Source organism: Klebsiella michiganensis, from assembly GCF_002925905.1.
Taxonomy (GTDB): Bacteria; Pseudomonadota; Gammaproteobacteria; order Enterobacterales; family Enterobacteriaceae; genus Klebsiella; species Klebsiella michiganensis.
Genome location: NZ_PRDB01000020.1, coordinates 115,840 through 129,496, shown reverse-complemented (window position 1 = coordinate 129,496; position 13,657 = coordinate 115,840). Strand labels below are relative to the sequence as shown.

At 55.6% G+C, this 13,657-nt stretch carries 15 protein-coding genes; 9 read left to right on the top strand and 6 right to left on the bottom strand.

The window, feature by feature from the left end:
- Positions 1–484: 484 nt before the first annotated feature.
- Positions 485–835, bottom strand: a complete 351-nt coding sequence (locus CDA56_RS26680) for a nitrous oxide-stimulated promoter family protein (RefSeq protein ID WP_014226548.1) — start codon at positions 833–835, stop codon at positions 485–487.
- 76 nt (positions 836–911) lie between these two features.
- Entirely contained in the window at positions 912–1,196 is a 285-nt protein-coding gene (locus tag CDA56_RS26675; protein ID WP_004853555.1) for an Rdx family protein, read from the bottom strand.
- Positions 1,197–1,411: 215 nt separating this feature from the next.
- Here CDA56_RS26675 and CDA56_RS26670 point away from each other — a divergent pair, with 215 nt between their 5' ends.
- The 5 genes from CDA56_RS26670 (at position 1,412) to CDA56_RS26650 (ending at position 7,475) form a co-directional block, all read left to right on the top strand.
- Positions 1,412–3,781, top strand: a complete 2,370-nt coding sequence (locus tag CDA56_RS26670) for a TonB-dependent receptor domain-containing protein (protein ID WP_102803730.1) — start codon at positions 1,412–1,414, stop codon at positions 3,779–3,781.
- A gap of 71 nt (positions 3,782–3,852) precedes the next feature.
- Positions 3,853–4,893 carry a hemin-degrading factor gene (locus CDA56_RS26665; protein ID WP_048260225.1) on the top strand — a complete coding sequence of 347 codons (1,041 nt, stop codon included), beginning with the start codon at positions 3,853–3,855 and terminating at the stop codon, positions 4,891–4,893.
- Entirely contained in the window at positions 4,890–5,708 is an 819-nt protein-coding gene (locus CDA56_RS26660) for a heme/hemin ABC transporter substrate-binding protein (RefSeq protein ID WP_025106455.1), read from the top strand. The genes CDA56_RS26665 and CDA56_RS26660 overlap by 4 nt, the downstream gene beginning before the upstream one ends.
- Positions 5,708–6,703: a FecCD family ABC transporter permease gene (locus tag CDA56_RS26655; protein WP_102803729.1), complete on the top strand. Its 996-nt coding sequence runs from the start codon at positions 5,708–5,710 to the stop codon at positions 6,701–6,703. Before CDA56_RS26660 ends, CDA56_RS26655 begins: the two co-directional genes overlap by 1 nt.
- The gene (locus CDA56_RS26650; RefSeq protein ID WP_064379495.1) at positions 6,696–7,475 is read left to right on the top strand and encodes a heme ABC transporter ATP-binding protein; all 780 of its coding nucleotides are present in this window, start codon (positions 6,696–6,698) and stop codon (positions 7,473–7,475) included. The genes CDA56_RS26655 and CDA56_RS26650 overlap by 8 nt, the downstream gene beginning before the upstream one ends.
- Before the next feature lie 108 nt (positions 7,476–7,583).
- Here the strand turns inward: CDA56_RS26650 and fucO are convergent, their stop codons facing one another.
- Positions 7,584–8,735: a lactaldehyde reductase gene (gene fucO, locus CDA56_RS26645; protein WP_102803728.1), complete on the bottom strand. Its 1,152-nt coding sequence runs from the start codon at positions 8,733–8,735 to the stop codon at positions 7,584–7,586.
- A 438-nt stretch (positions 8,736–9,173) separates the two neighbouring features.
- On the opposite strand from fucO, the gene CDA56_RS30780 reads away from it, so the two are divergent.
- Positions 9,174–9,410: a hypothetical protein gene (locus CDA56_RS30780; RefSeq protein ID WP_133163256.1), complete on the top strand. Its 237-nt coding sequence runs from the start codon at positions 9,174–9,176 to the stop codon at positions 9,408–9,410.
- Between the two features lie 291 nt (positions 9,411–9,701).
- On the opposite strand, the gene CDA56_RS26640 is transcribed toward CDA56_RS30780, so the two are convergent.
- The gene (locus tag CDA56_RS26640) at positions 9,702–10,013 is read right to left on the bottom strand and encodes a FaeA/PapI family transcriptional regulator (RefSeq protein ID WP_025106451.1); all 312 of its coding nucleotides are present in this window, start codon (positions 10,011–10,013) and stop codon (positions 9,702–9,704) included.
- Positions 10,014–10,184: 171 nt separating this feature from the next.
- On the opposite strand from CDA56_RS26640, the gene CDA56_RS26635 reads away from it, so the two are divergent.
- Genes CDA56_RS26635 through CDA56_RS26625 form a run of 3 tightly spaced genes read left to right on the top strand, consistent with a single transcriptional unit; the run spans position 10,185 to position 12,637 of the window.
- Positions 10,185–10,925 (top strand): winged helix-turn-helix domain-containing protein, encoded by a 741-nt coding sequence (locus CDA56_RS26635; protein ID WP_102803727.1) that lies wholly within the window; start codon positions 10,185–10,187, stop codon positions 10,923–10,925.
- Positions 10,918–11,406, top strand: a complete 489-nt coding sequence (locus CDA56_RS26630; RefSeq protein WP_048260236.1) for a hypothetical protein — start codon at positions 10,918–10,920, stop codon at positions 11,404–11,406. The genes CDA56_RS26635 and CDA56_RS26630 overlap by 8 nt, the downstream gene beginning before the upstream one ends.
- Positions 11,372–12,637 carry an HD domain-containing protein gene (locus tag CDA56_RS26625; RefSeq protein ID WP_049083786.1) on the top strand — a complete coding sequence of 422 codons (1,266 nt, stop codon included), beginning with the start codon at positions 11,372–11,374 and terminating at the stop codon, positions 12,635–12,637. The genes CDA56_RS26630 and CDA56_RS26625 overlap by 35 nt, the downstream gene beginning before the upstream one ends.
- Positions 12,638–12,662: 25 nt before the next feature.
- Here the strand turns inward: CDA56_RS26625 and CDA56_RS26620 are convergent, their stop codons facing one another.
- Positions 12,663–13,394 (bottom strand): SDR family NAD(P)-dependent oxidoreductase, encoded by a 732-nt coding sequence (locus CDA56_RS26620; RefSeq protein WP_025106447.1) that lies wholly within the window; start codon positions 13,392–13,394, stop codon positions 12,663–12,665.
- 1 nt (position 13,395) lies between these two features.
- Complete coding sequence (locus CDA56_RS26615) at positions 13,396–13,647, bottom strand: acyl carrier protein (RefSeq protein ID WP_004853570.1); 252 nt, start codon at positions 13,645–13,647, stop codon at positions 13,396–13,398.
- Positions 13,648–13,657: the final 10 nt, after the last annotated feature.

The window sequence follows — 13,657 nt, the reverse complement described above, 5'->3', positions numbered from 1 at the left end:
CGGCCCGTTCCGGCGAGGCCCCGGGTCGCGGCTGACGCCTTACCCGGGCTACAGACCGCACGAATTGTAGCCCGGCTAAGCGCAGCGCGAGCCGGGGAGTTTATTGCTGGACGTCGGTTCGCGATAGTCAGACCACGGCTCGTTCCGGCGAAGCCCCGGGTCGCGGCTGACGCCTTACCCGGGCTACAGACCGCACGAATTGTAGCCTGGCTAAGCGCAGCGCGAGCCGGGGAGTTTATTGCTGCACGTCGGTTCGCGATAGTCAAACCACGGCCCGTTCCGGCGAGGCCCCGGGTCGCGGCTGACGCCTTACCCGGGCTACAGACCGCACGAATTGTAGCCGGGGAGTTCATTGCTGGACGTCGGTTCGCAATAGTCAAACCACGGCTCGTTCCGGCGAAGCCCCGGGTCGCGGCTGACGCCTTACCCGGGCTACAGACCGCACGAATTGTAGCCCGGCTAAGCGCAGCGCGAGCCGGGGAGTTTATTGCGGCTTTTTGGGCCGATACTTTTCCGGTAACTCCGGCACCGGGCGTTTGTCATCGATCAGGTGGCGAATCGTCAGGATCGGGTGCCGCCAGAGCATCCGCGGCCCCGCCCAGCGCATAATCTGCTTCATCTCTTCGCGTTTCGCGGGCTGATAGCAGTGCACCGGGCACTGCTTGCAGGCGGGCTTTTCTTCGCCAAATACGCACTTATCCAGCCGCTTGTCGGCATAGCCGTTGAGCGCCTGATAGTGTTCAGCGTCGTCGCGGGCATCCGGGCAGCGGCGCTGGTAGAGCGCAATCATGCTGCTAATGGTCTTTTTTTCCCGCGCAATACGTTTGCCCGCCATCGCCTGTTCCCCCCGATAAAGATGCATTCATAATACACATTCAGAGAGGGCGATGCAGCCCCATACTCCCTGAGGATTATGCCGGTTTATCCACGTGCCCCAGCGGTTTTTCCGGGAAGCACACATCGCGCACCCGGCGCTTGAGCTCCGCCGCGTCGGGGAAACCGCCATCCTGCTTGCGCTCCCAGATTTGCACATCATCAACGGCCACCACGAAGATCCCGCCGGTTCCCGGAACCAGCGTGACCGAAGCGATATCGGTGCTAAAGCTGTGCAGCAGTTCCTGTGCCATCCAGCTGGCGCGCAGCATCCAGTTGCACTGCGAACAGTAGGTGATGGTAATCGCGGCTTTATGGCTCATCGGCTTCTCGCTGTCGGTAAAAGGGCAAATTGTAAACAACTTGCAGATTAATTGAAGATAACATGATTATTTTGTTGCAAACGATAATACCTATCATTACCATTCGCAATCAATAAGCATGGAGAAAAAACGTCCAGTAACGGAATAACCGGACACACCTGCACTCTGGAAGTAACGCGTGAGCCAATACTAATAATGATTAAGGCGTGGCTACTATGTATAACTCCACTCAATCAACAGCATGGTTCAAGAAAAGCCTGCTGGTGACTTCTTTGCTTACAGCAATTTATCAGACTTCCGCCGGGGCGGCTGATACCACCGCGAAAACCACCAGCAGCGCATCGACTGATGACAGCTCGGAACGGATGACCGTTACCGCGCCAGCGCCGTTGCTGAAAGCGGGCAGCGAACATTCGATCGGCGCTCAGGAGCTGCAGGATAAAGGGGCCAACGACTTTGGCTCGATCATGCGCTACGAGCCGCTCATTAGCGCCACCGGCGCCAGCGGCGGTTCCGGCAACGGCAAAAGCGGCTTCGACCGCGGCGGCTATACCGGCTACAACATACGCGGCATGGAGAGCAACCGCGTCGGGATCGACGTCGACGGCATCGCCCAGCCGAACGCCACCGGGCGCAGCTACGCCAGCCGCGCGGGCCTTAATACCTTCGGTATGGGCCGCGACTATATTGACCCCTATATGTACGGCAGCATCGATATTCAGTCCGGGGCGACATCAACGGAAACCGCTAACAGCGCCATCGGCGGCAACGTCTCTTTCCGCCCGAAATCCGCGGATGACTATCTGCACCCGGGCAAAACCAGCGCCTTCGGCTACCGCAGCGGCTACGACTCGTCCGATCGCAGCTGGCACAACGGCGTCACGGTCGCCGGCGGCGACGAGACCCTGCGCGGGATCTTCGTCTACAGCCGTCGCGACGGTCAGGAGACGGAAAATAACAGCGGGACCGTTGATTCCTATCCGGCAAACTGGCACTCGGATGCCTTTATGGCCTCCGGGATCTGGCAGCCGAATGACGAACATAAGTTCACCAGCACCTTCGATTATTACCATAAAACGAACCACACGCATTACGACGCCTGGGACTCCAGCGGCAACAGCGTTATCGGTACGTCAAACCAGACCAGCCAGACCCGCCGCTGGGGCCTGAGCCTGAAAGACGACTGGACGCCGATGAACGACTATATCGACAGCGTATCGACCAAAGTCTACTACCAGCATACCGAGGCCCATGACTGGACATATATGCCGGACAGCGTCACCCGCGCGATGCAAACGGTGAACTCCGACTACGATACCGACACCTGGGGGATTCAGAGCGCGCTGGCGAAATCGATAGGCCGTCACGATCTGAGCGCCGGTTTTAACGCCAGCACGACGAAAACCCAGCGGCCGTTAACCCAGTCGCCAACCCCGAGCGCCTATAGCCAGATTATGCAGCCGGACGCCGATAGCCGCGGCTATATCGTCGCCGGCTTCCTGCAGGACAAAATTAACTTCGACCTCGACGGCCATAACTTTGCGGTTATCCCGGGCATTCGCGTGATGCATCAGTCGACCAAACCGGAAAACGTCTCCGATCTGGCCAACAACAGCAGCGTGCTGACCGGTTCCGACGTGTCAAATCTGTACGGTAAGAACGCTGATACCCAGGCGCTGCCGTCGCTGGTGTTGCAGTACGATATCACCCCGCGCCTGATGACTTATCTGCAGTATCAGCGCGGCGCGCAGTTCCCGAACGCCAGCCAGCTATACGGTTCGTGGAACCTCGGCTCCAGCTACGCCGGACGCGCCCAGTATGCGCTGATCGGCAACACCGATCTGAAAACCGAAACCAGCGATAACGTTGAGTGGGGGATGAAGGGCGAAGTGGCGGAAGGCATCACCATGCGTACCGCGCTGTTCTACAACACCTATAAGAACTTTATCGCCTATACCCGCTACACCCGCGCCAATAATCCGACGCAGTTCACTAACGTACCGTCGAACATCTACACCATTTACCAGGCGGAAAACCGCGATAAAGCGTACATCTACGGCGGCGAAATCAGCGCTAAATTCAACTTTGGCACCTGGTTTGAAGAGGTTAACGGCCTGAGTGCCACCCTCGCTTACGGCTATAGTGAAGGGCAATCGAAATCCAGCTACAGCGGCGATAAGTACGTCGACCTCGATAGCGTCGCGCCAATGAAGGCCATCGTCGGCGTGGCGTGGGACGATCCGGCAAAAGTGTACGGCACCGCGCTGACCGCCACCTTTGTTAAGGGCAAGCGCGCCACCGCCACCAACCGCGAAAGCTATACCAACTCCGGTTCCGCGATTACCGATTCGACCAGCGAGTATATGCGCGTTCCGGGCTACGGCATGCTGGACTGGACCGCGTACTGGCAGGTCGCGAAGAACGTGCGCGTCAACGGCGGCGTGTACAACATTACCGATCGTAAATACTGGGATTATCTGAGCAGCCGCAATATCGAAACGGCGACGAACCAGGACGCCAACGACAGAGCGCTGGCGGTGATGCCTGGCCGCACCTGGCAGCTGGGCGTGAACGTCGATTTCTGACCGGCCAATAATAAGAAACCTGCTCCCCGGCCGCGCGCCGGGGAAACTCATCGTAGAGAAGGATGTGAATTATGCAAAACACCCAACCGCAACATACCCCGCTGTGGCAGCGCTATCTGTCCACGAAAGCGCAATCTTCCGCGAAATACGCCCGCGATATCGCCGCCGAAATGGGGATTAGCGAAGCCGAGCTGACCGAAGCCCGCCTGGGCTACGATGCCGTACGTCTGCAGGACGACGCCCGCGCCATTCTGACGGCGCTGGAAACCGTGGGGGAAACCAAATGCATCTGCCGCAACGAATACGCGGTGCATGAGCAGGTCGGCGAATTTACCCATCAGCATCTGAGCGGCCACGCCGGGCTGGTGCTCAATCCGCGCGCCCTCGATCTGCGCCTGTTTCTCAGCCAGTGGGCCAGCGCTTTTCGCCTGAACGACAACGGCCGCCAGAGCATCCAGTTCTTCGATCCGCACGGCGACGCGCTGCTCAAGGTTTACACCACCGGCAATACCGACATGGCGGCCTGGGATGCGCTGATTGCCGGGCATACGCAGCAATCGCCTGCCCCGCTGGCGATTCGCCCGGCCGAACCGCTGAAATATGCCGACTCCGCCGACGCGGCGGCGCTGGAAAATGAATGGCGGGCCATGACCGACGTTCACCAGTTCTTCGGCCTGCTGAGAAAATATAGCCTGTCGCGCCAGCAGGCTTTCCGCCTGGTCAGCGACGACCTCGCCTGCCGCATTGACACCCAGACGCTGCCGGGCCTGCTGGAAACGATCCGCCAGGATGGCAACGAGATCATGATTTTTGTCGGCAACCGCGGCTGCGTGCAGATCTTCACCGGCGCGCTGGAGAAGGTCGCCCCGATGCGCGGCTGGCTGAATATCTTCAACCCCGCGTTTACCCTGCATCTGCGCGAGGAGAGCGTGGATGAGATCTGGGTGACCCGCAAACCGACCTCTGACGGCCACGTCACCAGCGTCGAGCTGTTTGCCAAAGACGGCACGCAGATCGCACAGCTGTTCGGTCAACGCAGCGAAGGCCACCCGGAGCAGGCGCAGTGGCGTGCGCAGGTCGATCGTTTGACCACCGAAGGTCTACTCGCATGAAGCGCTGGCTGATATTACTTGCGGCGTTTCCGCTGTTGGCCAGCGCCGCCGCCGAGCGGATTGTGTCGCTCGGCGGCGACGTCACGGAGGTAGTTTACGCCCTCGACGCCCAGCGGCAGCTGGTGGCAAAAGACAGCACCAGCACCTGGCCTGCCGCCGCGCAGAGCCTGCCGGATGTGGGCTATATCCGCCAGCTGAACGCCGAGGGGATCCTCTCCCTGCGGCCGACGCTGGTGCTGGCCAGCGCCCAGGCGCAGCCCTCGCTGGTGCTGAAAAAGGTTGAAGAGAATAAGGTTAAGGTGATCAACGTCCCGGGCGGCTACGACCTGCCGGCAATCGAGGCAAAAATTGGCGTGATTGCCGACGCCCTTGGTAAGCAGAGCGAAGGTAACGCCCTGCGCCAGAAGGTTCATCAGCAGATCGCGCAAATTCCGTCGCAGCCCGTGAACAAGCGGGTGCTGTTTATTCTCAGCCACGGCGGCATGAATACCATGGTGGCCGGGAAACAAACCGCGGCGGATGGCGCAATCAGGGCGGCCGGGCTGCAAAATGCCATGCAGAGCTTCGACCATTATCGCAGCATGTCGCAGGAGGGCGTTATCGCCAGTAAACCGGACCTGGTGGTGATCTCCGCCGATGGGCTGAAAGGCATGGGCGGCGAAGCCGGGCTCTGGAAACTGCCGGGGCTGGCGCAGACGCCTGCGGGACGCCATAAGCAGGTACTGGTGATAGATGATATGGCCCTGCTCGGCTTTGGTCCGCGCACCCCGCAGGCGGTGCTCGCGCTGCGGCAAAAAGCGGAGCAGCTGCCCTGATGCGCTCCCACCCTGCCCGTCATCTGTGGTTAATGACGCTGCTGCTGATTGTCCTGACGCTGCTCGCCACCACCCTGGGCGCCATGCGTCTGCCGTTGGCCAGCCTGCTGCCCTCCGGCGATGAGATCCTGAGAAACATCTGGCTGACCATTCGTTTGCCGCGAGTGCTGCTGGCGCTGCTGGTCGGCGCCGCGCTGGCGCTCTCCGGCTGCGTGATGCAGGGGCTGTTTCGCAACCCCCTCGCCGATCCGGGGCTGTTAGGGATCAGCGGCGGCGCGGCGCTGGCGGTCGCCTGCTGGCTGGTGCTGCCTCTGTCGGTGCCGCCGCTCGTGGCGCTGTACGCCCCGATGCTGGCGGCGTTTATCGGCAGCATGGCGGTGATGGTGGTGATTTTTATCCTCAGCCGGGCGGGAGACGCCTCGCTTTCGCGCCTGCTGCTGGTCGGCATCGCCATTAACGCCCTGTGCGGCGCGCTGGTCGGGGTACTGGCGTGGATCAGCAACGATACCCAGCTGCGCCAGCTTTCGCTTTGGGGGATGGGCAGCCTCGGGCAGGCGGAATGGTCGACGCTGCTGGTGGCGGCCACGCTGATGATCCCGGCTTCCATCGTGGTGTGGGCGATGGCTTCACGGCTTAACCTGCTGCAGCTGGGCGATGAAGAAGCGCACTACCTCGGCGTCAACGTTCGCGCCCTGCAGCGGCTACTGCTGCTGTGCAGCGCATTGCTGGTGGCGTCGGCGGTGGCTATCAGCGGCATTATCGGCTTTATCGGTCTGGTCGTGCCGCATTTGATGCGGATGTGGCTGGGGCCGGACCATCGCGGCCTGGTCCCCGGTTCGCTGCTGTGCGGCGCGATGTTACTGCTGCTGGCCGACACGCTGGCGCGTACCGTTGCCGCCCCCGCCGAGATGCCGGTCGGGCTGTTGACCAGCGTACTCGGCGCGCCGTGGTTTCTGTGGCTGATTTTTCGTCGGGAGAAAGGGACCTATGGATAACCGCTATAGCGCGCGTTCGCTGTCGCTGCGTCTGGGTAACCGGCAGATTATTCATGATGTTTCGCTCCAGCTCTGCGGCGGTGGAATGACGGCATTGATTGGCCCCAACGGCGCCGGTAAATCAACCCTGCTGCGCCTGTTGACCGGTTATTTAACGCCCGACGGTGGCGTACGGGTGGTGGAGGGCCGTCCGCTGGAGAGCTGGTCGGCAGAAACGCTTTCCCGCCGCCGGGCGGTGATGCTGCAGCGTACCCAGCTTCACGCCGACTGGCCGGTTGAGACGGTTATCGCCATGGGCCGTTCGCCGTGGGGCGGCGTAGCAAATGCGGAGATGATCCGCCGGGTGATGGAAGAGACCGGCTGCGATCATCTGGCCGGGAGACGCTACCCTTCCCTCTCCGGCGGCGAACAGCAGCGGGTGCAGCTGGCCCGCTGTCTGGCACAGCTGTGGCGCGATGGCGCCCCCGAGGGCTGGCTGTTTCTCGATGAGCCCACTTCGGCGCTGGATCTCTATTACCAGCAGCACCTGCTGCGCCTGCTCAAACGCCTGACCCGCAGCAGCCGGCTGCACGTCTGCATAGTGCTGCACGACCTGAACCTCGCGGCGCTGTGGGCCGACCGGATTCTGCTGCTGCATCAGGGGAAGCTGGTAGCCGAGGGCACGCCGCAGGAGGTGATCCAGCAGCCGATTATCAGCCGCTGGTACGGCGCGGAGGTCAGCATGGGGGAACATCCCGATGCGGCCGTTCCGCAGGTCTATCTGGCGCCGTGAACTGATGAAATGATTATGCCGGGCGGCGGCTAACGCCCTGCCCTGTGAAAACGTTCCTTTCTGAACAGCGAAGCCGGTATGTCTACCGGCTTCGCTGCGATTGGCAAATTAGAAGATCTGCCGATACAGCGCTTTAATCTCTTCCAGATTGGTGTCACGCGGGTTGCCGCCGGTGCACACGTCCGCCAGAGCCGCCGCCGCAAGGGCATCAATATCCTCTTCTTTCATACCGACATCGCGCAGGCGCGCCGGGATATTGACGTCGCGATTCAGCTGCGCCACCGCCTCAATGGCTGCCTGACGCGCTTCGGCAATCGGCAGGGTTGACGCCTGCTTGTTGCCGAGGGCCACCGCAATGTCGCGATATTTTTCGCCAGTATATTCGGCGTTGTAGACCATGATATGCGGCAGCAGCACCGCGTTAGCCACGCCGTGCGGCGTACCGTAGAACGCGCCCAGCGGGTGGGCCATACCGTGGACCAGCCCCAGACCAACGTTTGAGAAGCCCATTCCGGCAATATACTGCCCCAGCGCCATCCCTTCCGCGCCCTGTGCCTCGCCCTGAACGGAAGCACGCAGCGAGCGGCCAATCACCTCGATAGCCTTCAGATGCAGCATGTCAGTGAGTTCCCATGCGCCTTTAGTGATGTAGCCTTCAATCGCATGGGTTAGCGCGTCGACGCCGGTCGCCGCCTTCAGGCTGGCCGGCATGCTGCTCATCATCTCGGCATCGATGATCGCCACTACCGGGATATCGTGCGGGTCGTAGCAAACAAATTTGCGGCGATTCTGTACGTCGGTAATCACGTAGTTGATGGTGACTTCGGCTGCCGTACCGGCGGTGGTTGGGATCGCAATCATCGGCACGGCGGCGTTTTTCGTCTCCGCCCCGCCTTCGAGACTGCGGACATCGGCGAACTCCGGGTTATTAATGATGATGCCTATCGCCTTACAGGTATCCTGCGGTGAGCCGCCGCCGATAGCGATCAGGTAGTCGGCGCCCGACTGTTTAAACGTCTCTACGCCCTGCTGCACAACCTCAATCGTGGGATTCGGGACCACTTCATCAAAAATGCTGTAAGGCAGCTCGGCTTCGTCGAGAATAGCAAAAACTTTTGTTGCGACGTTAAAACGAATCAGATCCTTATCCGTGACCACCAGCGCTTTTTTGAAGCCGCGTTTTTTAACTTCATCAACGATACAGCGAATCGAACCTGGGCCAAAATAAGAGGTTTCGTTTAAAATCATTCTGTAAGCCATTTGTGCTCCCTCAATTCGAGTGTTTGATAACCATAATATTTAGCCCTACAGTAACGTGACTGGCGCAGCCATTTTATTAATTCATATCAAATAACACCCTAATTGCCCGGCACGCTGTTGCAGTTAATTAACCCATCGCACATTAGTCATGAGATCTGTCCAGCATACTGGACATCAGCGAGCATCAACTTTAATGACGCCCAGGGACACCAACAGTAATATATACCCGTCATACTTCAAGTTGCTTATGTGTTGGCTACGCTCATTCCCCCAGTCACATAGTTATCTATGCTCCTGGGGACTAATGAGAGGCTCCTGCCTCTCACCGGAGGCCAGCCTTCGGCTGGTCAAATTCGTTCCCGACGAATTTGTCACTCCCTTGCCGCCTTTAAGCAACTCGAATTATTTAGGGTATAGACCTGAGAAAGATATTATCTCATGATGGATATTATTGAACTGGATCACATTATTTTATCTTTTACTGCCGATACGCATTCGTATAGCCCAAAAGATATCTCTGCAGAAGCACAACAGAAACAGGAGGGACTCATGGCGCTTAAGCCGGCGTGCGTTAAAAACTGCCGTCGATTATTCTCTATATCTCTTTCTTATCCATCTCCTTATCTCACCGCCCGCCAACATCAAGTGCATCAGATAGTCATATCGTCAACTTAACACTTTAGAAACAAAAGCATCATTTCCTCAACAAAGCGGCCATCCCAGGCCGTTGGCTATCGATTAAACATCTATTATAAGAATTATCTGTCATTATTCATAATTGCTTATCGGCCGGTCGATAGCAAAACATCTTTTTCATAAGAGTCGCGAGCTCTCATTATTAAGAATATTCTCTATCATTTGCGAGATATTATTTGTTAATAATCTAAAAACATAAAAAAAACAGTCAAGATCTCTATCTTTATTGCAAACAACATTACCTCTTGTTAATATAGCCCTTGACATATATTATTTATTATAAAAATACCATTTATGATGCTTATTAACTTTTATTCTAATCACCTGACCATACTTCTCTAACGGCAGTAGTAAATGTCTGACTTTATAAATTGACATTTCGCACCTGTCCGCTAATTCACGAGTAAGTAACCCTTCAGGTTCATGTTCTTTCAATACATAAAGAATATACTCCTGCTCTGGTACAATTACCCCGGAGAATTTATTGATGCCCATTGAACTCATCAATACTCGTAAACTTTCAACTGCAGCCACAGAATTTTGATGTGAATGCGGGGTACAGGGTGAAAATGAAATCTTCATGAGTCAGCTCCTTCTGTCATTAAGTACACGGCAGTATGGATTGCCCCTACGAAAACGGCAACATTAGCTTTAAATTTCAACTTAAACAGTACATTTATCTGAAATTCACTTTTTTTTATGATAAAAACCCTGATATAAAGAGTGAATTTTTAATTCCGTGCGGAGATAAAAATGCGGTTCGATATAGAGGGATTTATTACATTTGATACTGAGGAAGCATCGCTGGTCAATCTTTTGACCGGTGATTGTATTGAACTCTCTGCTACTTCCACTCGCCTCCTGACCAATCTGTTACAATACCGTGGGGATATTATTTCTCGCGTTGACATTTTTCAGTCGGTGTTTGAAAAATATGGCGCCAGACCTTCTAATAGCAACCTGAATCAATACATCTCAACGCTGCGTCGCAGCCTTGCGGATCTGGGCGTTGAGAAAAATGTGATTATTACGGTACCGCGAATTGGCTTTAAAATTTCTGAGGAAGTCATTATCACCAGCGACAATGATTACTCCTCCTCTTTCACTCTCCCGACGCTGGCCCCTGAACCTCCCAGGCGTAGTTTGCTGTGGCAACACCGCAAAGTCGCCATTTTATTTATCCCGTTGGTGATAGCTTTGATGCTACTTTTACAGTTTTTTACCCATCAAAAACAGTCCCCTACAGCGATTTTTACTCAGGATAAATGTATTTTTTATGGCGCAGGAGCGCTACGCGTGGGGGAAATACTCAGAAATAAAAAGCTGTTCCCCTCGGGGCTCGATTGTTCTACACCCAAGAAAATTTATCTTTTCAACCGACAATTAAATCAGGAACAGGACTTAGGTATTTATATGGATATATTCATACTCAAATGCGATATAAAGTACCAGCAGTGCCACAGTTACTACTATAAGGAAATAAAAAATGCGTAAATACGCTTTTATCGCGCTGGCCTGTACGCTAACGCTGGCATTAGCTTCCATCCTGTACATTTGTTTCAACAGCCATGACGCTTTCTCCTGTAAATCACAATACGATCTTACAGAGGAAATAAATGAGAATGTTCTCCGCTCCCAGGGCTTGCTGTCCGCTGAGTTTTCCAACCATCGTCTTATAATCAACCTTGAGGGATTGCTCACCAGCGCGGGAGATAAATACATTGTCTCGCGCACCCTCTCCATCACCTTAAAAAAAAGCACCGCTGCGGGTCATCTTTTTTATATTTCTGATTCGCAAACCACTCGCCACAACGGTGATAATACGCCTGATAACATCGCGCAAAAAATCCTCTTTGGCAACCAAACTAATGATAGAATCATCTATATCAATCGCGTTAATGATGATACTATTTTATTCGGTAACCAAACGTTCCCACAATATGGTTGCCAGCGTCAAAAAACAATCATTGATTGAGATTTATCTCATTAATTTTAATTATAAAGATATCATGACGATACATTTACTACCGACGTTAGCCAGCATCGCTAATATCATTGATATGATTAACCCACGGCTAAATCTGCACCATGTCAGAACGGCGTTTATCGCATCGCATCTGGCAAATTTAGTCAATTTTTCTGCGGCCCAGCGGCGTAAAACCATTCTCGCCGCGCTTATTCATGATGTCGGCGGATTAAATGAAAAGTCGCGCCTTGAGCCGCTCAACTACATCGATAATGAACATAATAATCACGCGCTAATCGGCAGCGAGTTGCTTAACCGAATTCCGCTGTTTCGCCCGCTCAACAGAATCGTTCGCTATCATCACACCCGCTGGCGCAACGGTCTGGGGCATTATATTGAAGGTGAGCGGGTGCCCGAAGAGAGCCATCTGCTCTTCTTCGCTGACCGGCTGGATGTACTTTATTGCGAGCACCGTACCGACCATAGCGCCTTTTTAAGCAACAAGCTGGTCGACATCGTTGCTGCCGGAGCTAATATTCTTTATAAACAGGAGTATATTCAGGCCTTCAGAACGCTCTCCGCCGATGGCCATTTCTGGTCCGTCATGGCGTCCACCGATTATCGCGATTACATTAACGCGATCTCCGGCGTCCATAACGACACCCTCTCTTTACACAACCTCCGCGATATTGCCGAGCTGGTCTCTTTTATTATCGATCAATTCAGTCAGCAGACGCCCTGGCACTCCGCCGCCGTCGGGCACATTGCCGGTTATCTGGCGACAAAAATAGAAATGAGCGCGACGCAAGCGCTGAAAGTAGAAATTGGCGGGTTACTGCATAATATTTCCTGTCTGGATCATAGCCCGCCGTCAAAACGCGTTGGTGCGTCAGACAACGCCCGGCACACGCTTTATCCTATTGAAGGTATTGATGATATTTCTGAGTGGATGTCCATACAAAATGGCCCCGCGCCGCTTCAATTACACGAGGAAATCCTTAAGCCAGAAGCCGTGCTTATCGCGGTGAGCCGACGGGTGGTCCATGCGCTAAATGGACCGAAAGCGGAAGAGAAGTCGCTGGCGCAGTTAATAAAAAATAACCCGGGAGAGGAAATTCCCCCGTTTATGTTATCCCTGATTGCCCAATATTCCCCACAGATTATCCAGGTCTATCGTGCAACCGCTGGCGAAATACAGGCGTTAATGAATCGCATTGCGCAACTCACGCATTCCCTTTAGAAGCTAAGCCGGCCTAATCACAGACTCAGGCGCTCAATCCGCCGTCCAGAACCAGGGTTTGCCCGGTCATATACTGGCTCCCCTCACCGATTAAAAACGCCACCGCCTGCAGCACATCATCCGTTTCGCCCAATCGGCGTAGCGGTATCGACTGGCGCATCTCTTTCAATTTTTGCGCGGGTATCTCCTCCAGCATCTCCGTACGGATCAGGCCCGGCGCCAGGCAGTTGACCCGAATGCCGAAGCGCCCGACCTCCAGCGCCAGCGAGCGCGCAATACCGCTCATCGCTGCTTTACTCGCGGCGTACGCCGTCTGCCCCACGTTGCCCTTTAACGCGCTGACCGACGACATCATCACGATGGAGCCCCGCCGCTGCGTGAGCATCGCCGGCAGCAGCACCCGGTTCCAGTTCATCATCGAGATCACATTGGTTTCCAACACCTCGCGCCAGAGCGCGGCGTCCTGATGAATATGCAGGCCATCGCGAGCTATCCCGGCATTGTGAATAATCGCTTCCGGCGCCCCCCGCTCGGCCAGTAGCGCCTGCGCAAGCTGTTCAACCCGCGACGCGTCGTTGCCGTCGCAGACGTATCCCTGCACCCGGTGGGCGGAGTTTTCGCTCGCCGCCTGGGTGGCGTTAATCGCAGCCTCATCGCGGCCGGTAAAGACCACGTTCCGGCTTTGCGCCAGGCCGGTGACCAGCGCCCGACCGATACCGCGGCTGCCGCCGGTCACCAATATCCATTGTTGCGCCATATCAGTTACCTGACTCTTTGCTGATGTGCTGACACAGTTCGCCCAGGGTGATCCCCGGATTGTGAATAAACCAGTCCGCCTCCAGGGTGATATTGAATTCACGTTTTGCCAGCACCATGAGCTCGACGTAGTCCAGGCTATCTAATTTCAGACGAACCAGCGGCGTATTCTCATCAATCTCATCCGGTTCCAGGTCTTTCGCATCGCAAATCATTTCACATACTTTTTGCAGAACTTCATCATAGGCAGTCATAAATTATCCT